The sequence below is a fragment of the Opitutus sp. genome, from assembly GCA_024998815.1.
Lineage (GTDB): Bacteria > Verrucomicrobiota > Verrucomicrobiia > Opitutales > Opitutaceae > Rariglobus.
This window is the reverse complement of record JACEUQ010000002.1, coordinates 1,600,836-1,625,323: the sequence shown is the minus strand read 5'-3', so window position 1 is coordinate 1,625,323 and position 24,488 is coordinate 1,600,836. Positions and strand designations below refer to the sequence as shown.

Here is a 24,488-nt window from a genome sequence, read left to right as displayed (position 1 = left end):
TGCTGAACAAGCGCACTAACGTGCAGTGGGTAGATTTTAATTCGAGACTGGCGGCCAGATACATCCACCAAAACGCCTGTTCTAGCGTGGGGTTGTTGGGGTTGGCCTCCTGCCGGCGCGCCATTTCGGCGAGTTTGTCCGGTAGGAGCGCGGCCAATTCGGTGGCCAGTGCGGGGGCGGCTTGCAGGGCGGCTTTGACGCGGGCGGCGTCGTCGCTGGCGAGGTGATCGAGCAGGGTTTCGGCGTTCATCGGTGGCCTATTCGAGCCGGTTTTTTAGGCCCGAAGCCACAAAAAAGCCCCGTCGGCGGTGAGGGCGACGGGGCTGAGGTCGGAGCTGCGGAGGGCCGAGGAGGTCGGTGGGCAGAGGGGCGGCGTTCAGGCGTTTCGGAAAACGTTCAACATCCAATGTCCAACGTCCAACCTTCAACATGCACCCCGCGACTGCGGGTTTAGGCGCGGGTCTGGCGGCGGCGGAAGGCGGCGGCACCGAGGGCGAGCACGCCGAAAATCGCGGCGTAGGTCGACGGCTCGGGGACGGCGGAAGCCGTCGTGACCGAGAAATTGTCCACCGCACCGGCAAAACGGACTGTGTTGGTATTGGCCGCGGTGATGAGGAACTGAACGTCACCCTCGCCCGTGCCGACGTAGCTGAAGGTACCGGTGGTAAACAACATGTTGTGGGTCCAGGCGCCGACGGTCTGGGTTACATCACTGATCACGGTTGCATTGTTGCTGCCCAGCAAAACCATGAAGCGCAGGCCGTCACCGGAGGCGGTGGCCTGATTCCCGTCTTGATAAACGGCCGCCGAAAAGTCGTAGGCGACCACATAGGTGGTACCGCTGTCATTCGCAGCGTAGCTGGCCGTCGTTTGAATTTTATTTACCGATGTACCGCCGTTACCACTGAAGATCATGACCGCACTGTTTCCGGTCGTGTACTCGACCGCGTGAATGGCGTTGCCGCCGGTCGCGTTCCAGCCGGTCAAACTGGCCCCAAACTTTACCTTATTCGCGGTCTCGAACTGGGTCCCGGGAGAGATGGTGCCGCCGGTGAAATTGTTGAAGTCTTCGCTGAAAATCGGGCTTGGGGCCACTCCGGCGGAGGCGGTCAGGTGGGACAAGCCGAGGACCACCAGGGCGAGTGAGGAAAAGCGAAAGCAGGCTTTCGCGAAGGAGGTGACACTGAGTTTCATGTTTTTAATTTACTGTATTAATAATCGTTAAACGGTCGCTTGCACGCTCCCCCCCCCCCTTTTTTTTCAAGCGTAAAAAACAGGTGAATCCCTTGACTTGGTGTGTGCGGAGTTTTTTCGCCTGCTGGGCTCGTCCCGCCATCGGGCTTGCCCTCGCCGCCGATCCGTCTGCAAATGCCCGCCTCTTTCCGATGCGTATCACTGGCCTAGCCCTCGTCCCTCCGCCCACCGCCGCCGACCTGCCCCAGGTCACGCCCGAGCTGCTTGCCTCCGTGCTGGCCCGTTACTCGCGTAGCAATGAGGGCATCGCCGCCATCATGGCCAAGGTCGACCTGGCCAACCCCGACGCCTCCATCGACCGCATTTTGAAGTTTGTCGACTACGGCCACGCCTCCATCGGCGGGCTCACCGGCGGCATCGCGATCGCCCTGGACGACGTATCGATGTGGCTGGCTTACAAGATTTTTGAAATCGCCCAAATGGCCGACGGGCAGGAGTCGTCCACCCGCTATATCACCATGGACGCGGCGAACCTGCCCACGCCCGCCGAGCTCGGCATCCCCGAGGACCTTGCGGCGCGCTGGCAGGCGCTCATGGCAAAATCGTTTGCCGCCTATAACGCCGAATACGCCCGCCTCGACACCCTCGGCGTGGCCGAACCGCACCGCGTGCGTGTGCCCGCCGACGCCAAACCAGCGGTGGTCACCCGCATCCGCAAAAACTACGCGCTCGACCGAGCCCGTTATTTTATCCCGTTGGCCACCCGCACCAACGTCGGGTTGGTCCAGACCTCGCGCATGTGGGCGAGCACGGTTAAACACCTCGATTCGCTCCCGCACCCCGAGGCCCGTGCCGCCGCCGCGCTCATCCGTGGTGAGTTGGTTAAACTCTCCCCGCGGCTAACCCGCCACAGTACGGCCGAAGCCTCCTATCAGGCCCAGGCACAGCAGGAATTGGCCACCTCACTGCGGCTGGGGTTGGCCCGCCTCTCGACTGCGCCGCTGGCCGACGAAGTCTGGGTCAACGTCGACCGCAGCGCCCCGCCCTTTCTTTGCGAGGAGCAACCGGTGGACGAGGCGCTGCGCCACCGCACCAATCGCTACGGTTATCAAGGCACGGCCACCCGCCGCATGCGCGTGGGCTTTGCATGGAACAACATGGCGATCGCCGAACTGCGTGACCTCAACCGCCACCGCACCGGCCACCGCTACACGCCGCTCATTCAGGCCGGCTTTTACCTGCCGGCCGAGATCACCCACGCCGCGCATCAGGAGTTGCTCGACGAGCAAGCGGCGCTGACCCGCGAACTCATGGAACGCGGTTCGGCGGCCTACGTTTACACGCTTCTGCTGGGCGCGCAGACGCCCTTCGAGCACTCGACGCACGGTGATAAGTTTATCTACGAAGCCGAGCTGCGTACGGGCATGGGTGCGCATTACCGCTACGCCGAGCACCTCAGCGCGGCGCTGCGCGAGTTCTTTAACCAAGTGCCCGAAGCCCGCCAGTGGGTGGTCGAAGGCACCGCCGAACCGGAATAACTCCGGGTCGTCCACACGCCATTGGCCACAAAAAACACAAAATGACACAAAAACGCGGCCCCCAATCCATTTAACCGCGAAGGCTCGCGAAGGTGCGCGAAAGACAACGCAATCTCTGTTGATCCATTGAATTTATCCGCTTCGAGTATCTCTGGTTCGTCTTCGCGGTTAAAAATCCGGCGTCTTGGTTTCGCGTTTACCCACGGAATTGGAACTGTCGCAGAACCCCTTGTGGATATATATGTCATTTTACAAAAGTGATTTCGGTCGGTTAACCCAACGACTGCTCCTCGCTGCGGCCTTGGGATCGCTCGGCGTCGTCGGCGTGCGCGCGGCCGACCCGTCGCAGTTCGACCCGTCCAAGAAGAACGACCAGCTTGCGCCCACGCCCGAGCGGACCGACACCCGCCTCGCGCCCAACCAAGAAGCCAATCAACGCCCGATCGAGCGCAACGACCGCCTGCAAGATCAACGCTTCAAGGCGCCGGATAAAATCGAGCGCAAGAACGCGCCGGTTGGCGAAAAGCGGGCCCCGATCGAGATGAAGGAGAAGCGCGATAAAGCCATGATCGAGCGCAAGGACGCGCCCAAGCCCGAGTTGAAGACGTGGGATAAAAACCGCCATAACGGCGAAAAGTTCGACCGCCAGCCGACCGGTGATGACATTAAAAAGTACGAGATGGCCGACAAGTATCAGGGCCGGATGACCGATGCCAAAACGGCGGCCGCGCAGCGTCAGCCGAAGATGGAAAAGCGCACGACTTTCGAGTCGATTAACCGGTTCCTCTTTAAGCGCAACGGCCCGGGTACGCCGGATGGGAAGGCGATGGTGACACCGGCTGCGGGTGGCCCGAATCCGCCGCCCTCACAGGACACGTATAAGAAGTACAGCGTTGATTGGTCGAAGGGGCAGACGGTCCCGGTGGAGTAGGGTGGGCGAGCGGATAGCTAGGAGCTGTGAGCTAGGAGCTAGGAGCTGTGAGCTGTGAGCTAGGAGCTAGGAGCTGTGAGCTAGGAGCTAGTATAGTGGACGATAAATAACACTACTTATTATTGATCGATGAGCGGGCGCGCTGAACCTTGGCGAGGATGTCGGAGGCCTTGGCAGTCCAGATGAAGGGTTTGGGCGAGCGGTTATGATCGGCCAAGTAGGTTTCGATGGCAGCGAGCAGTTCGTCGAGGCTCCTGAAGATGCTGCGGCGGAGGCGATTGACGGTAAGATCACGGAAAAAGCGTTCGACCATGTTCAGCCAGGAAGCCGACGTTGGGGTAAAGTGGATCGTGAAACGAGGGTGCTTGGCCAGCCAGCGGCGGACCTTCTCGTGCTTGTGGGTGGCATAGTTGTCGACGATGAGGTGCAGGGGCTTGTCGGGCGGGGTGCTCGCGTCGATCAGGCGCAGGAACTTCAACCATTCCTGATGGCGGTGGCGTTTTTGGCAGGTACCGATGACCTTTCCGTCGGCCATATTGAGGGCGGCGAAGAGTGTTGTGGTGCCGTGACGCTTATAGTCGTGGGTTTGGGTTGCCACCTTGCCTTGTCGCAAAGGCAGGCCGGGTTGGCTGCGGTCCAGAGCTTGGATCTGGCTTTTTTCATCGCAGCACAAAACCAAGGCGTGCTCGGGGGCGTTGAGATAGAGCCCGACGATCTCCTCGAGCTTCTCCACAAAGCGCTTGTCCTTCGATAATTTGAAGCCCCGCACCAAGTGCGGTTTCACTCCGTGGTTGCGCCAGATCAGGCCTACGCTGCTGGCGGCCAGTCCGCTGACTGCCGCCATGCGCCGCGTGCTCCACTGTGTCGCCATGGGAGGTGTTTCCTCCAGTGTGCGCCGTATCAGTTCGGCCTTGTCCTCCGGCTTGATCTTGGCGCGACGACCTCGCCCGGCACGGTCCCGTAGCAGTCCCGGCAACCCCGACTCCAAATAACGCCCCCGCCAGCGCGCCACCTTCTGCCGACTCATTCCCAACTTATTGCCGATCCATTCGTTGCCGTTGCCTTCAGCGGCAAGCAGCACGATCCGGCACCGCTGGGCATGCTTCTGCGGTGTGCCGCCTCGTTTCGCCCATGCGCTCAATTCGGCCTTCTGCTCCTCCTTCAAATTAACTGGGGCTGCTTTTCTCATTCAGCTACAGACGCTCGGCCGTTAATTTAGTTACACTATTTCTCGCACACTACACTAGGAGCTAGGAGCTCATTTCCCGCGGCGGATGCTTTCTTTTTCGTCCTCGCGGTCTTCCTCGAGGCGGGCGCGTTCGTGGGCCATTTCGGAGCGGATTTTTTCGGATTCATCAAGCGAACCTGCGGCGAGGGCCTCGTTGAGCCGGCGTATGAGGAAGATTTCCCGCTCGGCGATTTTACCTTTGTAGACCAAGTCGATTTCGGCGAGCTGGGCTTTTTTTGCCGGGGTGAGTTTGGCCCCGCCGGTTGGGTCGGATTGGGTGAGGCGTTCCATGGCGAGTTCGTAGGCGCTTTTCATAAACGCACACCGTGCAAGCGAACGCCTGAAACTCAAGCCCGCCGCGACGGTTCCCGCACCTTCAATAGCCTCACGCCCAGTCGTCCAGCGGCGAGTGGCTGGGGCACGTTCATGGCGGTAGCGTGAATTAACTTCGAGGCCGCGGGAGGTTAGTGTTGAACGGCGGCGAACAGCGGCGAACAGCGGCGAACAGCGGCGAACAGCGGCCAAATCCCTTAGGGGCATTTATCAACCACCCACCCAGAAATCAGCTTATGAAGATTGTTAAAAACCAGTTTACCAACGAAGAAGTCATCCTCGATTTCCACGAGTACGAGGGCTGCAAATTCACCAAATGCCGCTTCGTCGTGCTCGGCTATGGCCCTTTCGCGCTCAACCAATGCGAAGTGACCGAGTGCGAGTTCACCTTTGCCGGCCCGGCCGCCAGCACGATCCAGACGATGACCAGCATCTATCACAACATCGGCGAGCAGGGTAAAAAACTCATCGAGGGCACCTTCGAGCAGATCCGCAACGCAGGCGCCAACAAGCCCGCTTAACCCCAGGTGGGTTATTCTAATTCGCGTTAAGATTTAGCCTATCGCGGATTTGGCCACGGACGGCCAACCCTGCACAGCCCGTTGTAGGGTTGGCCGTCCCCGGCCAATCAAGCTAAGACTCAGTGGCTAACGGTTTGATTCCGGGAGCTCCCGCACACGTGTTTCAGGCTTCCGTGCAGCTTACAGTGCCGCCCCTTCCTTCGTCCGTTTCCGTCTCCCTTCACACGCCTCGGTCAGCCTGCGCCAAAAGCTTTTGGAAGAGTGCAACCTCCACACCGTCCTCGATTGTCCCGGCGGCACCTTCATCGGGGCCGGCGTCAAAACCGTGGTGCTGTTTTTCGAAAAGGGCGCGCCCACCCGCAATGTCTGGTTTTACCAGCTCGAGCCGGGCCGCAACATGGGCAAAACCAACCCGCTCAACGACGCCGACCTGGCCGAGTTCATCGAGCTCCAGAAAACCAAAGCCGACTCGCCGAAAAGCTGGAGCGTGGATGTCCGGTCCCTGAGCGCAGTCGAAGGGTACGACCTCTCGGTGAAAAACCCGACTGGTGGCGAGGTGGTGGTGCACCGCAGCCCGCAGGAAATCATGGACGAAATCGCCGCCTTGGACGCCGAGAGCGCCGAGGTGTTGGGGAACATTAAGCAACTCCTGCACACCGGGAATACCCATGCCTAAAAAAATCGAAGTCCTCTCCCGCGAAGTCCGCCTCACCGGCGTCAACAACCAGGATTACGTCTGCCTGACCGACATCGCCCGCTACAAAGACCCGGAACGCACGGATTACCTGATCTTCAACTGGCTACGCAACCGCAACACCATCGAGTTCCTCGGTCTCTGGGAGCAGATCAACAATCCCGGTTTTAATCCCATCGAATTCGATGGGATTAAAAAGCAGGCGGGACTCAACAGTCTTACCGGTGCTGCATCCATCCACGCCAAAGGAGCACGTGGTTTTGGTTGCCTTAACCGCCCCAGTGGGTCAGCCCACGTCGGGACCCAGAGCCCGAGGCTTAGCGGCAGCCCTCGCAGGTGGCTTAATCGCCCCAAAGGGGCAACTTACGTCAGCCCAGGGCAACGCCCTGGGAGCCCCACCGCCGTAATCCCCAAAGCCCTGAAAGGGCGCCCCAATCGATGCCCCAGTCCCTTGCCCGGCTCCATATTCACCTCGTTTTCAGCACGAAAAACCGTCTCCCCGTCATCACCGATGCCGTCCGCGATTCCTTGCACGGCTACATGGCAACCGTCCTGCAAAATCTCGGCTGCCCTGCCGTGCTCATCAACTCGGTGGAAGACCACGCTCATGTGCTCTTCGACCTGGCCAGAACCGTCTCCATCAGCCAAGCCGTCGAAGACGTTAAAAAATCCTCGTCTAAATGGATCAAAACCCAAGGTCCTGAATTCGCCGCATTTGCGTGGCAAGCCGGATACGGCGCATTTGCCGTTTCAGAATCAAACGTGGAAACCGTCCGCCACTACATTGCCGGCCAACGCGAACACCACCGGAAGAAATCATTTCAGGAGGAATACCGGGCCTTTCTTCTGCGCCACAACCTTGCCTTTGATGAACGTTATGTGTGGGATTGATCGACCGGGGGGACGGGTTCGGGCGGGCCTTCAGCCCTCAGGGTTTTCCGAACCCGTAACCCAGGGCGTTGCCCTGGGCTGTCGTCAGGCCGGGGCTTTGCCCCTCCGGAAGGGATCGGGGAAATGAAAGCCAGTGAAAATCAAAAGCTCCCATGTGCCTGCCAACAGCAAGGGGCTGCTATGAAGGCGGGGTGGGAGACGAAGACGCTGGGCGAGATTCTCCAAAAAACGGAGACGATTAACCCACTGCTGACTCCCGATGCGGAGTTCGACTACATCGACGTTTCCAGGGTTTCCAATACGACCTTTGAAATTGAGGAAACGCAGCGCCTCAAAGGACAAGATGCGCCGAGTCGGGCGCGAAAAATGGTCCGAACCAACGACATCATCTTCGCGACGATTCGCCCCACGCTGCAACGAATCGCCATCGTGCCGGCGCATCTTGACCAGCAAGTTTGCAGCACCGGCTATTTCGTTCTCCGGCCGAAGCAGGGTATCGACCACCGCTTCGTCTTCTACTCGCTCTTCACCGAGAGTTTCATCGGACAAATGGAAAGCCTTCAGAAAGGCGCGAGTTATCCAGCAGTCACGGATGGCGACGTGCGAGCACAGGTGATGCCCGTGCCCCCGCTGGCGGAGCAGGAGCGGATCGTGGGGGTGCTCGACGAAGCGTTTGCGGGCCTGGCCACCGCCCAAGCCCACGCCGAACAGAACCTCAAAAACGCCCGCGCCCTCTTCGACAGCCACCTCCACGCCGTCTTCACCCAGCGCGGCCCGGGTTGGGTGGAGAAACATCTGAAGAGGTCTGCGAGAAGATCACCGACGGCACGCATCAAACGCCGACGTATTTTGATGAGGGCATTGTCTTTCTTTCATCCCGCAACGTCACCAGCGGAACAATCGATTGGGACCGCATCAAGTATATCGACACGAAGCAGCACCTTGAAATGCACAAGCGGGTTGCGCCCCGACTCAACGACATCTTGCTCGCAAAGAATGGAACTACTGGCGTGGCGGCGATCGTTGATCGCGATACCATTTTCGATATTTACGTGAGCTTGGCGCTGTTGCGGGCACTACCAGTAATGCGTCCGCGTTTCCTGCTCCATTTCATCAACTCACCAGCGGCCAAGGATCAATTCAACAAGCGACTCAAAGGCGTCGGTGTTCCCAATCTTCATTTGGAAGAAATCAGGGAAGTTTGATTGGCATTCCCTGCCGATTTAAGTGAGCAAGATCGTGTCGTCGCCGAACTCGACGCCCTCTCCGCCGAAACCCAACGCCTGGCCGGCCTGTACGAGCAAAAGCTGGCGGCGCTCAAAAAGTCGCTCCTCCACCAAGCCTTCAGCGGGGCGCTCTGAACCCAACCCGCGCTTGCCCCGTCCGGGTTCAATTAAAACACTGCCGATCACCGCCCATGAGCCACCTCGTCCTTTTTGAGCACAAGCAGGTCCGCCGCGTCTGGCACGGCGAAGCATGGTGGTTTGTCATCGTCGATATCGTCGCCGCGCTCACCGACTCGGCCAATCCCGCCGATTACCTGAAAAAACTGCGCAAACGCGATCCGCTGCTGGGCGAGGCGTTCAAAGGGGGGGGGACAAATTGCCCCCCCCTTGCACTGCTTTTTGAAACCGCCGGGGGACCGCAGAAACTCCTTTGCTGGAGTACGCCGGGTATCTTGCGCCTCATCCAGTCGATCCCATCGCCCAAGGCCGAGCCGTTCAAACGGTGGCTGGCCCAGGTCGGCTATGAGCGGTTACAGGAAATCGAGAACCCCGAACTCGCCGCCCGCCGGATGAAGGAAATCTACCGCCAGAAGGGGTATTCTGAGGCGTGGATCGAAAAGCGGATGCGCGGGATCGCGGTGCGCGACGAGCTGACCGACGAGTGGAAAAAACGCGGGGTCAAGGCCGACAAGGAATACGCCATCCTCACCGCCGAAATCAGTAAAGCCACTTTTGGCATGACCCCGTCGGAATACCGGGAGCACAAGGCGCTGGAGCGGCCGACCGACAACCTGCGCGCCCACATGAGCGAGGCGGAGCTGATTTTCACGGCGCTGGCGGAGTTATCCACCCGGCAGATCGCCGAGAGCGTGGCGGCCACCGGCATGGTTGAAAATAAAGTCGCCGCCAAGACGGGCGGGCGGATCGCCAAAAACGCGCGGCTGGCGCTGGAAGCCAAGACCGGCGGCAAAGTGGTCACCGGCGAAAACTATCTCCCTCCGGCCAAGACCGCGAAAAAGGTCAAATGAACGCCACGGTTGCCCCGAGCCAGGTTCCCCTTATCACCCCGTGAATCACCACCCATGAGCCACCTCGTCCTTTTTGAACACTGTGGGTTGGCCATGACTGCTTTGGTAATGCAGGCAAAGGGAGGGGGCAAATTGCCCCCTCCCTTGTCCGGCGCCTGCGCACCGCCACTCGCCGCCACCACGAAACCCAAGAAAAAGCAGCCATGAACGAAGCCGAGACCCGCGCCTAACACATCGACCCCGCTTTGAAGGCGCGGCGGGCTGGGGCGTGGTCGAGGGCAGCAAAATCCTGCGCGAGCACCGCATCACCGCTGGGCGGATCGAGGGCCAGGGGCGGCGCGGCAAGGCCGACATCGCCGACTACGTGCTGGTGTTTCAAAACACCAAGTTGGCGGTGGTCGAAGCCAAGGCATGGGACGAGGGCCTCACGCGGGCCAAGCTGTTGCAGGGACTAGCCGACAAGGATTTCGGGCCGGACAAGTTGGCGGCGATGCAGCAGCTGATTGAGGCCGAAAAGAGCGACCTGTTCGACGTGCTGGCCTACGTGGCTTACGCGTTGCCACCGGTGACGCGGGCGGAGCGGGCCGATCAGGCGCGGGTGTATATCAATTCGAATTTCAACGCCAAGCAGCAGGCGTTTTTGGATTTCGTGCTGGCCCACTACGTCAACGAAGGGGTGAAGGAGCTGGAGCCGGCGCAACTGCGCCCGCTGTTGCGGTTGAAGTACAACAATTCGATCATCGACGCGGTTGCGGACCTGGGCGGCAGGCCGGAGGAGATCGGCCGGGTGTTCTCGGGGTTCCAGAAGTACCTGTATGCGGAGACGGCGGGGTAGGGGGCGACCCCGTATGACGTGAGGCGAGGCCTGCCGACCTGGGCCGAGGACTTGAAAAGTGGCCAAGAACTGGCCAGGCAGAAAAATAACTAGGCCCAAAAAAGCCCCAGAAACTTTTGTAAGTCTCTGGGGCCAAAGTGGCTGCCCGGGTAGGGGTCGAACCTACGACCAAGTGATTAACAGTCACCTGCTCTGCCACTGAGCTACCAGGCAAGAACCTCGTTAGAGGAGTGTTGAAAAACAATTTTCATGGGGGGGTTGTCAATGCTCGTTTTGGGATTGGAGGCAGATTTTTAAAGTTTTGTTTGCCATCAACTGGGGCTTTGGGTGTCTTGGGGCTCTTTTCTAATACGCCTGCCTTCAATTCCGGAGGAACAGGGGGAACGAAGCTATGAGCAAACAACAACTGATCCTCAACGTCACGGCCCGTCCGCAAACCGGTCGCTCTGCCTCGCGCCGCGTGCGCAAGGCCAACCAAATCCCTGCTATCGTCTACGGTAAGCACACCAACCCGGAGGCGCTCTCGGTTGACGCTCCTGAGTTCGTTCGCCTGCTGAAGTCCCTTTCCGGTCGCGCTCTCCTGATCGAGCTCAACCGCAAGGACTCCACCGCCAAGGCACTCACTTTCCTCCAGGAAGTGCAGCGCGATCCGATCACCGACAAGTATCTCCACCTCGACCTTCAAGAGGTTAAGGCCGACGAGAAGCTCGAAATCCGCGTGCCCCTGCTCATCACCGGCGAGTCCTTCGGCGTGATGAAACAGAACGGCGTGTTGGAAATCGGTGCCCATGCCCTGCGCGTGCGCTGCTTCCCCAAGGATCTGCCTCCCGTTATCGAGGTTGACGTGACCGAGCTGAAGGTCGGCGAGACCCTCAAGGTCGGCACCCTCAAGCCCATCGCTGGCGTCGAGTTCCTTGATGTCAAGGGCCAGCCCGTCGTCTCGTGCGTCGAGCCCGTGGGTGAGATCTCCTCCGGCGCTCCCGCCTCTGGTGCTGCCCCTGCCGCTGGTGCTGCCCCTGCCGCTGGTGCCAAGCCCGCCGCCGGTGCCGCCGCTCCCGCCGCTGCCGCCCCTGCTGCTGGTGCCAAGCCCGCTGCCGGTGCCAAACCCGCTGCTGGCGCCAAGCCCGCCGCTGCTCCCGCCAAGAAGTAAGTTTTGCCGCCTCGGCCCGCTGCTTAACCGCACTGGACCCGGACGTTTGTTCTTTGAGTTATGTCCATTTCGCTTGTTGCCGGTCTGGGCAACCCAGGTCGCGATTACGACAACACCCGCCACAACGTGGGTTTTGTCGTCGTCGAGGCGCTCGCTCGTCAGCTCGGCCTTGCTTGGCAAAAGCAGCGGTCGTTCGAGGCCGAGGTCGCACGCTGGGATCCAGAACCGGGCCGCACGGTCTACTTCGCCAAGCCGCTTACGTTCATGAACGAAAGCGGGCGGGCGGTGCAGGCCATGACCGGGTTTTACAAAATCCCCGGCACTGCGGTCACCGCCGTTTATGATGACCTCACGATTAACCTCGGTCTCGTGAAAGTCAGCGTCAGCGGCAGCGCCGGCGGTCACAATGGTGTGGCCAGTCTGCTCGAGCGACTCGGCAACGGCTTTGTCCGTTACCGCATCGGCATCGGGCCCAAAGACCCTCCGCAGATGGACCTCAAGGACTTCGTTCTCGGCAAATTCACTCCTTCCCAACAACTCCTCCTCGATCAGAATTTAGAACGCTATGTGTCCGGCCTCCGCCTCGTCTTAGACCACGGAGCCGACCGGGCCATGAACCAACTCAACCGTAGAGACTCACAATGAGCACCACCACCAAACGCAACTACCGCGCCACCTTCATCCTCGATAATCGCGGTAAGGAAGACTCCGTTGATCAAATCATCGACGGCGTGAAGAAAGACATCCTCGCCGTCGACGGCGTCGTCGGGGCTGTAGAAGCCCTCGGCCGCCGCGATTTCGCGCGCGTCACCGATCGCCACCTGCCTGGCGCCACCTACATCCAGGTCGCCTTCTCGGCTCCTGCCACCGGCCCGGCCGCCCTCAAAGAGCGCCTGCGTCTCAACAGCACCGTTTACCGCACCTTCCTCCAGACCGCCTGAGTCCGGGCGAACGCAACGCTCCCATGGCTTCCCTTAACAAAGTAATGCTCATCGGCAACCTGACGCGCGACCCGGAACTCCGGGTCACGCCCAAGGGCACGGCCATCTGCCAGTTCGGCCTCGCGGTCAACCGGCAGTTCAAGGACGAGTCCGGGGCAACCCGCGATGAGACCACCTTTGTTGATATCGAGGCGTGGGGTAAACAGGGCGAAACCGTCGCCAAATTCTGCACCAAGGGTAAACCGTTGTTCGTCGAAGGCCGTCTCAAGCTCGACACTTGGGATGACAAGACGACCGGCCAGAAGCGCAGCAAGATGAAGATCGTCCTCGAGAACTTCCAGTTCCTCGGCGGTCGTGAGGCTGGCGAAGGTGGCGGCGCTTCGCGCTCTGCCGCCCCGTCGGGTGGGGATGAGGGCATCGATCAAACGATCGAGCGCCACACGCCCCCGCCTCGGGTTAACACCAAGCCCACCCCGCCTCCGCAGGACAACATCGACGAAGACGTCCCGTTTTAAAAAAAGCGCACCGCGTTCGAACCTCTCAAAATAATTCTTAAACACATATAACATCATGGCTCATAACGAAGTTTTGCTCCTCAAGCCCGTTGACGGTCTGGGCGCCGAAGGCGACCAGGTCAAAGTCCGCGCCGGCTACGCCCGTAACTACCTCCTCCCGCAGAAGTTTGCCGTCGCTCTCACGCAGGCCAACCGCAAGCGCGTCGAGGCCCTCAAGAAGCGCCGTTCCGAGCGCGAAGTCTCCGAGTTGTCCGGCGCCCAAGCGCTGGCCGATAAGATCTCCAAGGTCGCTCTCGCGTTCGCCGTCAAGACCGGTGAAGGCGGCAAGCTGTTCGGCGCTATCACCTCGGCCGACATCCACCAGAAGCTGGTCGAGTCCGGCATCGAGATCGAAAAGAAGAAGATCCACCTCCACACCCCAGTGAAGGCCCTCGGCAAGCACGAGGTGAAGATCAAGCTCCACGCCGAGGTTTCCGTCGAGGTCTCCTTCGACGTCGTCTCCGAGAACCCGATCGTTGAGGCCGTCGTTGAGGCGCCCAAGGCGAGCAAGGAAGAGTATCCGGAGCACGCCGCTCTGGAGAAGCAGGCCGCCCGCCGCGCCGAGAAGGCCAAGCGCAGCGACCGCAAGAAGTAAGGTTCCCGCGCCCGTCACGGCGCGCTCCCCTTCAACTAGGCCGTCGTCCCCTCGTGGGGGCGGCGGCTTTTTTTTGCGGGCCAACCGATGAATTTATGGTGAAAAACTTTCCGTAACACACCATTGCTTCTCGCCGGGCAAACCATTGCCTCGTTACTCCGCTTCATGGCAGACGACTTCAAAAAATTCCCCCGCCGCTCCCGCGCTGACTCCGCAGAGCCGCGCGATGTGGCCTCGGTGATCGGGCGCACGCCGCCGCACAGCCTTGAGGCCGAGGAGTATTTGCTCTCCTGCTGTTTTCTCGATGGCTCCGACATCGTTGCCCGCTGCTTGGAGGGAAAGCTCAGTGCCGTCGCTTTCTACGCGCCGGCCAATCGCGTCATTTTTGAGAAACTGGTCGACCTCTACAATCGAGGCGTGCCGATCGATCTGCAGATCCTCGCCGAGGAGCTTAAGACCAGCCGCCAGCTCGATGAAATCGGCGGCTACGCGTACCTGACCCAGGTGAGTAGTCGAATTCCGACTACGGCGCAGTCGAATTACTTTATCGAAAAGGTTCGCGAGCTGCACCTGCTGCGCGAGCTCATCAAGGTCGCCACCAGTGCTGTCGAGGGCTGCTATGCCTACGAGGGCGGGCTGGAGGAGTTCGTCGACAAGGTGGAGCAGGATCTGTTCAAGGTGACCCAGGACCGCGTCTCCGACGGCGCGGTGCAGATGAAGGGCCCAACGACCGACGCCATGGCCGTCATCACCAAGATGATGATGAAGAAGGGCGAGCTCACCGGAGTGTCGTCGGGCTTCAAGGACCTCGACGCTTTCACCTACGGCTTCCAGCGGCAGGAAATGATCATCCTGGCAGCCCGCCCTTCGATGGGCAAAACCTCGCTGGCGCTTAATTTCGCCGAGGCCGCTGCCCTGCCGCGCCGAGGCGAAGGCGTGCCGATTTTGATTTTCTCGCTGGAAATGGGCGCCGCCCAGCTCGCGCTACGTATGTTGTGCGCGCGGGCCAAGGTGAACATGAAACTTTTGCGTGACGGCCTGCTGTCGAAAAACGGCGAGGAGCAGAAGCGCCTGGTTGAAACAGCCGATGAATTTTCAAAGGCCCCCATCTACATCGACGACTCCAGCCACCTTTCGATCATGGAGCTGCGCGCCAAGGCGCGCCGTCTGCAGTCGCGCAGCAAGCTCGGCCTGATCATCGTCGATTACTTGCAGTTGCTCGCCCCGACCGACTCTAAATCCCCTCGTGAACAACAGGTCGCCGAGATGTCGCGCGGCTTGAAGGCGCTGGCCAAGGAGCTCGATGTGCCGGTGATCGTCTTGTCGCAGTTGAACCGTTCGGCGGAAAAAGAAAACCGCACGCCCAAGCTTTCCGACCTGCGTGAATCCGGCTCGATCGAGCAGGACGCCGACGTGGTGCTGATGCTGGCTCGGCCCAAGGATGCCGATGAAAAATTTCAGGTCGCCGCCGACTCGGCCGAGTTAATCGTTGCCAAACAACGAAACGGCCCAGTAGGAGATTTAAAACTTACGTTCCTTCGGGATATTACACGCTTTGAAAACTACACCCAGTAACCCCGTTTTCGGGGTCGTTCGTCTCGTTTTGGCTATCGGCTGGCTCGTTGTGGCCGGCGCAATCGGGTACGCCCAGCCCGCTGCGGCACCGACATTTAAGGTCGGCACGGTGAGCACGAAGTTCATCGGCCAGGCCAACGTCAACGAGCAGCTCATCCGCGCCAACATGCAGATGCGCGACGGCGTGGTGCTCGACGAAACCCAAATCGACCAAGACATCCGCTCGCTCTACAAAACCGGCCTTTTCGAGTTCATCGAGGTCAAGCGCGACATTCTGCCTGATCGCATCGTCAACCTCGTCTTCGAACTCACCCCGAAGTTCCGCGTGCTCAGCGTGCGTTACGAGGGCAACGTGAAGATCAAGAGCCGCCGTCTCGACAAGGAGATCAAGACCAAACCGAACACCCCGCTTGACGAGCGCCAGGTTAAGGAGGACGTGACCAAGGTCCGCGAGTATTACCAGAAGTCGGGTTACAATCAGGTTCAGATCTCCTACGCGATCGAGCGCAACCGCGCCACCGGCTTCGGGACGGTTACCTTTAAGATCGTCGAAGGCGCCAAAGTGAAGATCTCCAGCGTTAACTTTGTGGGCAATGACCACGTCAAGGTTGGCAAGTTGCGCAAGGCCATCGAGACCAAGAAGTGGAATATCTTCTCCTGGTTGACCGGTTCGGGCCGTCTCAAGGACGACCAATTGCAGGATGACTTGGACAAGCTGCGCGATTATTACCGCGAGCTCGGCTACTTGGATGTCGAGGTGCCTGCGGACAAGATCGATTACCGTTACCCCAAGTCCAGTAAGCTGGTTTTGACCATCCGTATCATTGAGGGGCGCCAGTACAAAGTGGGCGCCATCACGATCAGCGGAAACACCATCATCCCGACCGACAAGCTGCAGGCCGCCCTCAAGCAGAACACCGGCAGTCTGTTCGCCCCGTCCAAGATCGACAAGGACGTGACCGCGCTGGAGGACGTCTACGGTAAGGACGGCTACATCGAGAGCCGCGCCCAGTTGGTGCGTAAGCCTAACCTGACCACCGGTGCGATCGACATCGAGTACCGCATTAAGGAAAGCGACAAGTTCTACGTCGAGTCCATCCGCATCGAGGGCAACACCAAGACCAAGAGCATCGTGATTATCCGCGAGTTGGCCCTCGGGCCGGGCGAGGTCTTCGATTCCGTGCGCATGAAGAACTCCAAGATGATTCTGGATAACACCCGCTTCTTCGAGGATGTCACCACCACACCCGAAACCACCAGCATTCCCGGCCGCAAGAACCTCAAGATCGCCGTCAAGGAAGGCCGCACCGGCAACCTGACCTTCGGCGCCGGCTTCAGCACGCTGGAAAAGGCCGTGGTTTTCGCCGAAGTCAGTCAGTCGAACTTCGACCTGTTTAACCGCCGCTCGATGTTCCAGGGCGACGGTCAAAAGTTCCGCCTCCGCCTCCAGCTCGGCTCGCGCTCCAGCGAGGCGCGCCTGTCCTTCGAGGAGCCCTGGCTGTTCGAGCGCCGCTTGGCCCTCGGCTTTGAGCTGTTCCGCTCGTCGTCCGACTTCAATAGCTCGGTTTACAGCGAGGTTCGCACCGGCGCCGAGGTGTACCTGCGCAAGCGCCTCTTCGAGTTGGTCGAAGGCCGCCTGTCCTACGGTTACCAGATCGTGGATATCAAAGACGTGGAAGCGGGCTACACCTCCGTTTATCCCGAAGAGAGCGCGGCCCTGTCCACGGTGGGCTTCCAGCTCTTGCGCGACACCCGCGACAAGCTGGTTAACACCACCCGCGGCAATCGTATGGAACTGATCTCGGCGGTCACCTCCAGTTCCTTGGGCGGCGATGTGGATTACTACAAACTGGAGGCCAAGGGCTCGCAGTTCTTCTACCTGTCCGAGACGCAGAACCAAGTGCTGGCGGTGTTGGGACGTACCGGCGTGGAGGACTCCTTTGGCGAGACCACCCAAGTGCCCTTCTACGACCGTTTCTACCTCGGTGGACCCTACACCCTGCGCGGCTTCAAGTACCGTGACGTTGGGCCCAAGAAACTGGCTGGACCGGGTAACACTGACAGCGTTCCCGTCGGTGGTAACACCTATGGGTTCACCAGCTTCGAGTACTCGGCTGACATCGTCGAACCCCTGCGTTTCGCCCTCTTCTATGATGCGGGTTTTGTGAACTCCGGATCTTACGATTTCGACCCCACCGGCTACAGCGACAACTTCGGCTTCGGCTTGCGCCTGCTCATCATGGGCGCTCCGCTGAGCTTGGACTACGGCATCCCGATCACCTCGGACGGGACCACCGGCAAGGGCGGACAATTTAATTTCTCTTTTGGAACACGCTTCTAATTTAACACTCTCACTCAATCATTCCTTCCATGAAAACCTCCATCAAGTCACTCCTCGCCGTGCTTTGCGCCGGCTTCATTGCCGTCGCCGCCCAAGCGGAATCTGCACCCAAGGTCCTGGTCATTGATTTGGCCAAGATTTACGACGGCCACTACAAAACCGAAGAGCAGAACGCCAAGCTCAAGAGCGACCAGCAAAAGGCCGAGGACGACCTCCAGAAGCTCAACACCGAGGGCAACGTCCTGGTGAAGGCCTTCAACGACCTCAAGGAGCAGCTCAACAACCCGACGCTTTCCGCCGACGGCAAGATCAAGGCGCAGAAAGACCTCGAGGAAAAGGGCCAGGAGATCCAGCGCAAGCAGGCCGAGGTGAATTCGTTCCGCGCCAACGTTCAGCGTTCGCTCCAGCAGCGCATCAATAACTTCAAGCAGTTCCTGCTCGAGGAAATCAACAAGTCCGCCATCGAAATCGCGAAGAAGAAGGGCGCCACCCTGCTGTTCGACAAGTCCGGCCCGTCCCTGATCGGCGTTCCCACCTTGGTCTATTTCGACGCTTCCTACGACATCACCGATGAAGTCTCCAAGGAAGTGAACAAGGACCGTCCTGCCGCTCCTGCCGCACCCGCAGCAGCTGCTGCTCCGGCCGCCGCCAAGCCCGCGAGCACCGAGGCTCCTGCGGTGTCTTTCCCTAGCGCAAAGAAATAACCTTCGGCGGCTCCGCCCGCTCGCCTTTAAACCCCGCTCTCACCGAGCGGGGTTTTTTTGTGCACGCGGTCCGGTCGGCTTGCATTGGTCCGGACGGTTGCCCACGGTCGTTGGGGTATGCAGCTCGCTTTTAGCGCCGCAGAAATCGCGGCCATCATCCAGCCCCTTTCCAGCAAAGGCAGTACCTCCGCCACGGTGCGAGGCATCGCGTCCTTAGGTTCAGCCCAAGCCGGCGACCTGTCGTTTCTGGGTAATCCCAAATACAAGACCGAGGTCGCTGCCACCGCCGCCTCCATCGTTTTGCTGCCGCCCGATTATTCCGGCGAGCCCGAGCCCGGGCAGCAGTTCCTTTTTGTCGAAAAGCCGTCGATCGCGCTCGCCCGTATTTGCGCACGCATCGAGCAGCTCCTCTGGCCCAAGCCAGCCGCTGGTGTTCACCCGAGCGCCGTCATCGACTCCAGCGCTCAAGTCGCTGCCTCGGCAACCATCGGCCCGTTTTGCGTGATCGAAGCCGGCGTGGTGATCGGTGAGCGCACTCACGTGCAGGCGCAGGCTTTTATCGGCCGCAATGCCAGCATCGGCGACGATTGCTGGCTGATGCCGAAGGTGACCGTGGCCACCGAGTGCGTCGTCAACGATCGGGTACGCCTGCATCCCGGCGTCGTCATCGGATCCGAAGGTTTTGGGTACGAGTTTGTTCAGGGGCGGCACGAAAAGGTCCCTCAAGTCGGTTACGTGATGATCGAAAACGACGTGGAAATCGGTGCCAACACCACCCTCGACCGCGCGCGCTTCAGCCGCACCGTGGTCGGCGAGGGCAGCAAAATCGACAACCTGGTGCAGGTCGGCCACAACGTGGTGATCGGTAAGCACTGCCTGATTTGCGCGCAGGTCGGCATTTCCGGCAGCAGTACGCTGGAGGATTATGTGGTGCTGGGTGGCCAGGCTGGAGTCGCCGGGCACTTGACGATTGGTAAGGGCTGCAAAGTCGACGGCCAGACCGGCGTGAACTCGGATTTGGCTCCCGGCAGTTTTGTGAAGGGCTCGCCTTGTCTGCCGTACAATCTGGAGCAGCGCCTCAACGTGCTCCGTAAAAAGACTCCCGACCTGTTCAAGCGAGTCGATGCGCTTGAGTCTGCTGCGGGTTTAAAAAAGTCTTCCGCATCGTAACATTCCTGACACAGTCCGATCCTTTTCATCCATGAACGCGCCTCGCCTTAAGGTATTTTCCGGTAACTCCAATCGCCCTCTTGCCGAGGAGATTTGCAAGCACATCGGCATGCCGTTGGGCGAAGCCACGGTGACTAGTTTCCCCGACGGCGAGTCGTTCGTGAAGATCAACGAGAACGTGCGCGGCCACGATGTTTACATCATCCAGCCGACCTGCACCCCGACCAACCAGTCGTTGATGGAGTTGCTCATCATGATCGACGCGGCCAAGCGCGCCTCGGCCCATCGCATCACCGCGGTCATGCCGTTCTACGGTTACGCCCGCCAGGACCGTAAGGACCAGCCCCGCGTGCCGATCACCGCCAAGCTGGTGGCCAACCTGCTCGTCGCCGCCGGTGCCAACCGTATCCTGACGATGGATCTGCACTCGCAGCAGATCCAGGGCTTCTTCGACATCCCGGTGGACCACCTGTTCGCCTCGCCGGTTTTCTTTAAGTACCTCGAACAGTTTAAGGCCGATAACATGGTGGTGGTTTCCCCCGATGTTGGCGGCATGAAGATGGCCGCCGCCTACGCCGGAATTTTGGGCGCGCAGCTGGGCATGGTCTGGAAGAAGCGCACCAACGCCACCACCGTCGAGACGGTCAATGTAGTCGGCGATGTCGCAGGTAAGGACGTGCTGTTGGTCGACGACATCACCGAGTCGGCTGGCACCCTCGCCAATGCCGCCAAGATCATGCGCGCTAGCGGGGCCATCAGCGTGCGCGCCGCTGTCAGCCACGCCCTGCTCAGCCCGATTGCCTACGAGCGCTTGGCGCTGGGTCACATCGACGAGCTCATCACCACCAACTCGGTGCCCGTCGACACCCGTGGCTTGCCCATCCGGGTGCTGAGCATCGCCAGCCTCATGGCCGACGCCATCGTGCGCATTAACAACAACGAGAGCGTCACCAGCCTGTTTCGCATTAAGGGTTTTTAAGCCCCGGCGGCGAGGCGGGCATCCCTGAGCTCACGCTCAGGGCCACGTCCGGATCGGGATGCCTCAAGCTTCCTGTGGCCTTGCGCGTGAGCGCAGGGTGTTTTTTATTGGGCGGCCTGCGCGGTATAGAGCGCGGTCAAGGCTGCACCGATTGCCTGAGAGAGCTCACCGAGGGAGGCGGCGGTGATTTTCATGCAGCGGCGCTGAGATGGAAACAGGTAGGGTTCTGCGGCCCGGCTGATGCCGTTGAGGTAACGCTCGCGGAATTCCGCTGTGGTGCTCTCGGGGTCGATTAACCCGCCGCCGATCACGACGAAACCAGGGTCGAGGGCCATCGCCAGATTGGCGACGTGAAGCCCTAGAGCGCGGGCCTGCAAGTCGAAGATTTCCAGCGCCAGAGCATCCCCTTTTTGCGCGAGCCCACGCAGGGAAAGCGCCTTGTGTTTAGGGCTGTCGGTGGACGCGGCGAGCGGGTGCTCAGGGGAGTTGGGCAGCAGTAGATCGAGGTACTGGGGCAAGCCGGAGATCGTCGTGTACGCTTCGATACAGCCCCAGTCGCGTCCGCAGCCGCAGCGGAATGGGGCTGCGGCGGCCAGTTTTGGCCCCAGCAGGTGCAGCGGTGCCGGCATATGGCCGGCCTCCATACCCGCCAAGTGGTCGCCGGAAAGCGGCAGACCGCGGGCGTCGATGTAGGCGGTGCCGAGACCCGAACCGGGGGCGAGCAGGACGACGGCGGCTTTTTGGTCGCCGCGTGCGCGGGCGGCTTCACCGACGCCGCCCAGATCGCCGTCGTTGCCCACGACGAGTGGAAGGGTGCGCCCGGCCTTTTGGGCGAGGGCGGCGGAGTAATCGGCAAAAAAATTCCAGCCGGTAAAAGAGGTGGGCAGATTGGCCGACCGATCCATTATCCCGTAGCTCTGGTAAGGGCCGGGCAACGCAAGGCCGACACCGGCGATTTGGTCCCAGCTCAGTTGGTTGTCGGCAAGGAATCCCTCCACGCCCTCGACCCAACCCATAATCGTTGCTGCGGTGCCGTCCTGCGAGTTGGTGGAGCTCTGGCGCAGTTGGGTCGATATGGGTGAACCATCGGCCCAGACCCCACCGGTTTTTGAGGTGGTGGCGCCGCTGTCGGTACCGATGAAAATGAGGGATGATTTTGTCGGCATGGGCGGGAAGGGGTGTTGGGTTGGCTTGGGCGAAGAAGGAGGCGGGCGTAACCGTGGCGGGTGTTAACCGAGCAGGTTTTTTAGGGCGGCGAGGTATTTTTCCTGAGTGCGCGCAATCACCTCGGCGGGAAGCGTGGGGGCAGGAGGTGTTTGGTTCCACTTGATGGCGAGCAGGTGGTCGCGGACGAACTGCTTGTCATAGCTGGGAGGTGAGCAATCGACGCGGTAGCCGTCGGCCGGCCAGTAGCGGGAGGAGTCGGGGGTGAGCACCTCGTCGATGAGGATGAGGTTGCCGGCGGCGTCTGTGCCGAATTCGAACTTGGTATCGGCCAAAATCATACCGGCGGCGCGGGCGCGGTCGTGGCCGAGTTGATACAAGGCGAGGCTAGTGGCTTTGACCTTTTCGTAAAGGGCAGCGCCAACGGCTACCGCGCCCTGGGCGTCATTGATGGCCTCGTCGTGCTGGCCCTTGGGCGCTTTGGTGGTGGGGGTGAAGAGTGGCTGGGGCAATTTATCGGCCTGACGCAAGCCGGTGGGCAGGCGGTGGCCGCAGACCTCGCCGGTTTTTTGGTAGGCGGACCAGCCGCTGCCGACGAGGTAGCCGCGCACCACGCACTCGATGGTGAGCGGGGTGAGTTTACGCACGATCATGGAGCGCAGTTGCAGATCGCGGTCGGTGATGCCGCGGCGGGCGAATTCGCCAGCTTGGTCGGGCAGCAGGTGGTTGGGCAGAAGGTGGGCGGTCTGGGCGAACCACCAGTTGCTCATCTGGGTGAGGATGATGCCCTTGCCGGGAATGCCGTCGGGCAGGATGACGTCGAAGGCGGAAAGCCGGTCGGTGGCGATGAGCAGGAGGGCGTCGCCCAAGTCATAGATTTCGCGGACCTTGCCCGAGGCGAGGAGCGGGAACGGGAGGCCGTCGATGGAAGTGACGGCGCGGGCGGGCAGGGCGGCGGCGATTTGGGCGGAAGTCATGGCGAAAGGTGAGGACAGAAGACCTGGGGAGGGCGGAGCGAAAGCGAAAAGAGGTTGAAAGTTTACCCTTGCAAGAGCGGAAGCGGGTTCTAAGGTCCGGCCTCCGTTCTAAACGTCCCCATCGTCTAGCCCGGTCAGGACGTCTCCCTTTCACGGAGATAACCGGGGTTCGAATCCCCGTGGGGACGCCAGTTTCTACCTCTCAGAGGTAAAAGTAGACAGCGGATTTGCCAGTTGACGTGGCAAATCCTACATGTCCCAGGCACCGCAGTTCGTCATTTCCGAGTTCACGAATCCCTCAGGGGAGATCGTTTTTCGCCTTACCGGCTGGCTTGACGGTAAGCGCATTCGAAAAAACTTTCCGTCCCGCGCTGAAGCTTCCGCTGAACGGCAAACGCTGGAAATCCAGTCTGTCCAGTCCTCCACCGGCGTTCGTACCACCGCCACGCGCTTGTCCGACGAACAACTGCACGAGGCCGAAGCGCTTTTCAGGCGTATGGAAGGCAAGCCCCGTCCGATTTCCTTTTATATCGATTTTGCTTTGTCCAACTACCGCGAACCGGAGCACCAGAAGCCCCTCGCCGACGCGATTAGCGACTATACCCTGGCGAAGGCTCACGAGTTTGAGCAGGGTCACATTTCCACGTGCCAGCTCAGCAGGATCGTCTCGGACCTGAAAGGTTTCGCCGCGCATTTCCCCAAGCGGGCCGTTGCCGAGTTAACCATGCCTGTCCTGATTGAGTTTCTCGAACGTGGTCGACCGTCGATGAAGACCTACAACAACCGCCGCGGCATCGTCTCCACCTTTTTCAAATACTGCTTTCAGCGGGGGTGGATCGTCGAAAATATCATCCTAAAAGTCCCGCATTACCGCATTCGCCGTAAACGCGGTGTGGCCGTGACGCTGTCCACCCAACAGGCCAGTGATCTGATGGCGCACTTTGAGCAATTCGAGGGTGGCCGCTGGGTTCCTTATTTCGCCCTTTGCCTGTTCGCTGGCATCCGCCCCGGCGTGCCCAACGGCGAAATCACCAAAATCAGGCCCGCCGACGTGAACCTCGACACCGGCATCATTTCGATCTCGGCCGACGCCTCCAAGGTGCGCGAGCCGCGTCGCATCACCATCCAGCCCAACCTCGCCGCTTGGTTGCGGGCTTATCCCTTGAGCAAATTTCCCATCGTCGTGGGCGACTTCCAAAAGCGTCGGGCCAAATTCCGCGACCAGTTCAGCCTCACCCACGATGTCCTCCGCCACACCTACATTTCCATGCACGTGGCCAAGTTTCGTTCGATCGGTGAGGCGGCTATTCAGGCGGGTAATTCCGAGAGCATCATCCGCAAGCACTACCTCGACCTCAAAACCCCTGCCGAGGCCGAGCAGTTCTTCGGCATCTTGCCAACACCGGTCACCGTAGCCGCTACCGCCACGATCACGCCGACCGAAACGAGCCCCCTGCCCATTGCAGCCTAGTCGGTAGGCATCGCAGGCCACCCCCCTCCCCAAAAACGACACAGGTGTCGTTTTTGGTTCACCGCCCGCACCGTCACCGGTGCGGGCTTTTTTGCGCAGCCACGTTGACACCCCGCCTTGAGCGTATGAACCCACCCGCCGTTTCCGCTCCCTGCATTCAACCGCCGATCCACGCGCAACTCACCGACATTGTCGGCCTGCGCACCAGCGGAATTTTCCCCGCCGGTCGCGAGCCCTCCATCCGCACCCTGCGCGAATGGTCAAAACTCCGCCGCATCCCCCACCACCGCGTCGGCCACTTCGTCTATTACGACCCCGCCGAGGTTTCGCTCCACATTCGCACCAAACTCAAAATCCCCGCCCGCGGCTGAGGCGAAGTCCGTCGCGTCGCTTTCCGGTGCCGCCCCCTCCAGCCCGCTCTTACCGGCGGGCTTTTTTGGGCAACCAC

Annotated in this window: 23 protein-coding genes, 2 tRNA genes and 3 pseudogenes; 22 read left to right on the top strand and 6 right to left on the bottom strand. The window is 60.4% G+C overall.

The genetic code is table 11. The annotated features are described in order from the left end of the window. Positions 1-450 precede the first annotated feature (450 nt). Positions 451-1,194, bottom strand: a complete 744-nt coding sequence (locus tag H2170_14965) for a PEP-CTERM sorting domain-containing protein (GenBank protein MCS6301372.1) — start codon at positions 1,192-1,194, stop codon at positions 451-453. A 191-nt stretch (positions 1,195-1,385) separates the two neighbouring features. On the opposite strand from H2170_14965, the gene H2170_14960 reads away from it, so the two are divergent. Both H2170_14960 and H2170_14955 read left to right on the top strand, forming a co-directional pair. Next, entirely contained in the window at positions 1,386-2,732 is a 1,347-nt protein-coding gene (locus H2170_14960) for an FAD-dependent thymidylate synthase (protein ID MCS6301371.1), read from the top strand. A 241-nt stretch (positions 2,733-2,973) separates the two neighbouring features. Next, a complete protein-coding gene (locus tag H2170_14955) occupies positions 2,974-3,663 on the top strand; it encodes a hypothetical protein (GenBank protein MCS6301370.1) in 690 nt (229 codons plus the stop codon). 112 nt (positions 3,664-3,775) lie between these two features. Here H2170_14955 and H2170_14950 read toward each other — a convergent pair whose 3' ends face one another. Both H2170_14950 and H2170_14945 read right to left on the bottom strand, forming a co-directional pair. Further along, the gene (locus H2170_14950) at positions 3,776-4,852 is read right to left on the bottom strand and encodes an IS630 family transposase (protein MCS6301369.1); all 1,077 of its coding nucleotides are present in this window, start codon (positions 4,850-4,852) and stop codon (positions 3,776-3,778) included. A 69-nt stretch (positions 4,853-4,921) separates the two neighbouring features. Continuing rightward, complete coding sequence (locus tag H2170_14945; GenBank protein MCS6301368.1) at positions 4,922-5,206, bottom strand: hypothetical protein; 285 nt, start codon at positions 5,204-5,206, stop codon at positions 4,922-4,924. Positions 5,207-5,460: 254 nt separating this feature from the next. Here H2170_14945 and H2170_14940 point away from each other — a divergent pair, with 254 nt between their 5' ends. From H2170_14940 to H2170_14910, 7 genes and pseudogenes are all read left to right on the top strand, one after another. After that, on the top strand, positions 5,461-5,745 hold the full coding sequence (locus tag H2170_14940) for a hypothetical protein (GenBank protein MCS6301367.1): 285 nt from the start codon (positions 5,461-5,463) through the stop codon (positions 5,743-5,745). 223 nt (positions 5,746-5,968) lie between these two features. Further along, positions 5,969-6,421: pseudogene (locus tag H2170_14935) on the top strand (N-6 DNA methylase). Next, positions 6,414-6,662, top strand: a pseudogene (locus H2170_14930) (KilA-N domain-containing protein). The pseudogenes H2170_14935 and H2170_14930 overlap by 8 nt, the downstream one beginning before the upstream one ends. A 215-nt stretch (positions 6,663-6,877) precedes the next feature. Beyond that, on the top strand, positions 6,878-7,330 hold the full coding sequence (tnpA, locus tag H2170_14925; GenBank protein ID MCS6301366.1) for an IS200/IS605 family transposase: 453 nt from the start codon (positions 6,878-6,880) through the stop codon (positions 7,328-7,330). A 180-nt stretch (positions 7,331-7,510) separates the two neighbouring features. After that, positions 7,511-8,691, top strand: a pseudogene (locus H2170_14920) (restriction endonuclease subunit S). A gap of 56 nt (positions 8,692-8,747) precedes the next feature. Further along, on the top strand, positions 8,748-9,584 hold the full coding sequence (locus H2170_14915; protein ID MCS6301365.1) for a Bro-N domain-containing protein: 837 nt from the start codon (positions 8,748-8,750) through the stop codon (positions 9,582-9,584). A 268-nt stretch (positions 9,585-9,852) separates the two neighbouring features. Beyond that, complete coding sequence (locus tag H2170_14910; GenBank protein MCS6301364.1) at positions 9,853-10,419, top strand: hypothetical protein; 567 nt, start codon at positions 9,853-9,855, stop codon at positions 10,417-10,419. A 138-nt stretch (positions 10,420-10,557) separates the two neighbouring features. On the opposite strand, the gene H2170_14905 is transcribed toward H2170_14910, so the two are convergent. Then, positions 10,558-10,632: transfer RNA gene (locus H2170_14905), tRNA-Asn, on the bottom strand. A gap of 178 nt (positions 10,633-10,810) precedes the next feature. Here H2170_14905 and H2170_14900 point away from each other — a divergent pair. The 10 genes from H2170_14900 (at position 10,811) to H2170_14855 (ending at position 20,428) form a co-directional block, all read left to right on the top strand. Next, positions 10,811-11,569: a 50S ribosomal protein L25 gene (locus H2170_14900; protein ID MCS6301363.1), complete on the top strand. Its 759-nt coding sequence runs from the start codon at positions 10,811-10,813 to the stop codon at positions 11,567-11,569. A 60-nt stretch (positions 11,570-11,629) separates the two neighbouring features. Then, positions 11,630-12,214 carry an aminoacyl-tRNA hydrolase gene (locus tag H2170_14895; GenBank protein MCS6301362.1) on the top strand — a complete coding sequence of 195 codons (585 nt, stop codon included), beginning with the start codon at positions 11,630-11,632 and terminating at the stop codon, positions 12,212-12,214. Next, the gene (locus H2170_14890; protein ID MCS6301361.1) at positions 12,211-12,510 is read left to right on the top strand and encodes a 30S ribosomal protein S6; all 300 of its coding nucleotides are present in this window, start codon (positions 12,211-12,213) and stop codon (positions 12,508-12,510) included. The genes H2170_14895 and H2170_14890 overlap by 4 nt, the downstream gene beginning before the upstream one ends. A 23-nt stretch (positions 12,511-12,533) precedes the next feature. After that, on the top strand, positions 12,534-13,025 hold the full coding sequence (ssb, locus tag H2170_14885; GenBank protein MCS6301360.1) for a single-stranded DNA-binding protein: 492 nt from the start codon (positions 12,534-12,536) through the stop codon (positions 13,023-13,025). 55 nt (positions 13,026-13,080) lie between these two features. Further along, complete coding sequence (locus H2170_14880; GenBank protein MCS6301359.1) at positions 13,081-13,659, top strand: 50S ribosomal protein L9; 579 nt, start codon at positions 13,081-13,083, stop codon at positions 13,657-13,659. Positions 13,660-13,824: 165 nt separating this feature from the next. Then, positions 13,825-15,234: a replicative DNA helicase gene (gene dnaB, locus H2170_14875; GenBank protein ID MCS6301358.1), complete on the top strand. Its 1,410-nt coding sequence runs from the start codon at positions 13,825-13,827 to the stop codon at positions 15,232-15,234. Beyond that, positions 15,203-17,575 (top strand): outer membrane protein assembly factor BamA, encoded by a 2,373-nt coding sequence (bamA, locus tag H2170_14870; protein MCS6301357.1) that lies wholly within the window; start codon positions 15,203-15,205, stop codon positions 17,573-17,575. Before dnaB ends, bamA begins: the two co-directional genes overlap by 32 nt. A gap of 29 nt (positions 17,576-17,604) precedes the next feature. Further along, positions 17,605-18,279 (top strand): OmpH family outer membrane protein, encoded by a 675-nt coding sequence (locus tag H2170_14865; GenBank protein MCS6301356.1) that lies wholly within the window; start codon positions 17,605-17,607, stop codon positions 18,277-18,279. 117 nt (positions 18,280-18,396) lie between these two features. Next, positions 18,397-19,449, top strand: a complete 1,053-nt coding sequence (gene lpxD / locus H2170_14860) for a UDP-3-O-(3-hydroxymyristoyl)glucosamine N-acyltransferase (protein ID MCS6301355.1) — start codon at positions 18,397-18,399, stop codon at positions 19,447-19,449. 31 nt (positions 19,450-19,480) lie between these two features. Then, entirely contained in the window at positions 19,481-20,428 is a 948-nt protein-coding gene (locus H2170_14855) for a ribose-phosphate pyrophosphokinase (protein MCS6301354.1), read from the top strand. 104 nt (positions 20,429-20,532) lie between these two features. Here H2170_14855 and H2170_14850 read toward each other — a convergent pair whose 3' ends face one another. Then, positions 20,533-21,594 (bottom strand): ROK family protein, encoded by a 1,062-nt coding sequence (locus tag H2170_14850; protein ID MCS6301353.1) that lies wholly within the window; start codon positions 21,592-21,594, stop codon positions 20,533-20,535. Between the two features lie 63 nt (positions 21,595-21,657). Beyond that, positions 21,658-22,569 (bottom strand): phosphoribosylaminoimidazolesuccinocarboxamide synthase, encoded by a 912-nt coding sequence (locus tag H2170_14845; GenBank protein ID MCS6301352.1) that lies wholly within the window; start codon positions 22,567-22,569, stop codon positions 21,658-21,660. Positions 22,570-22,683: 114 nt separating this feature from the next. Between H2170_14845 and H2170_14840 the strand changes: the two genes are divergently transcribed. The 3 genes from H2170_14840 (at position 22,684) to H2170_14830 (ending at position 24,411) form a co-directional block, all read left to right on the top strand. After that, positions 22,684-22,760 (top strand) — tRNA-Glu (locus H2170_14840). 62 nt (positions 22,761-22,822) lie between these two features. Continuing rightward, positions 22,823-24,040, top strand: coding sequence for a site-specific integrase (locus H2170_14835; GenBank protein MCS6301351.1), 1,218 nt, complete (start codon positions 22,823-22,825; stop codon positions 24,038-24,040). 125 nt (positions 24,041-24,165) lie between these two features. Further along, on the top strand, positions 24,166-24,411 hold the full coding sequence (locus tag H2170_14830; protein MCS6301350.1) for a hypothetical protein: 246 nt from the start codon (positions 24,166-24,168) through the stop codon (positions 24,409-24,411). Positions 24,412-24,488 lie beyond the last annotated feature (77 nt).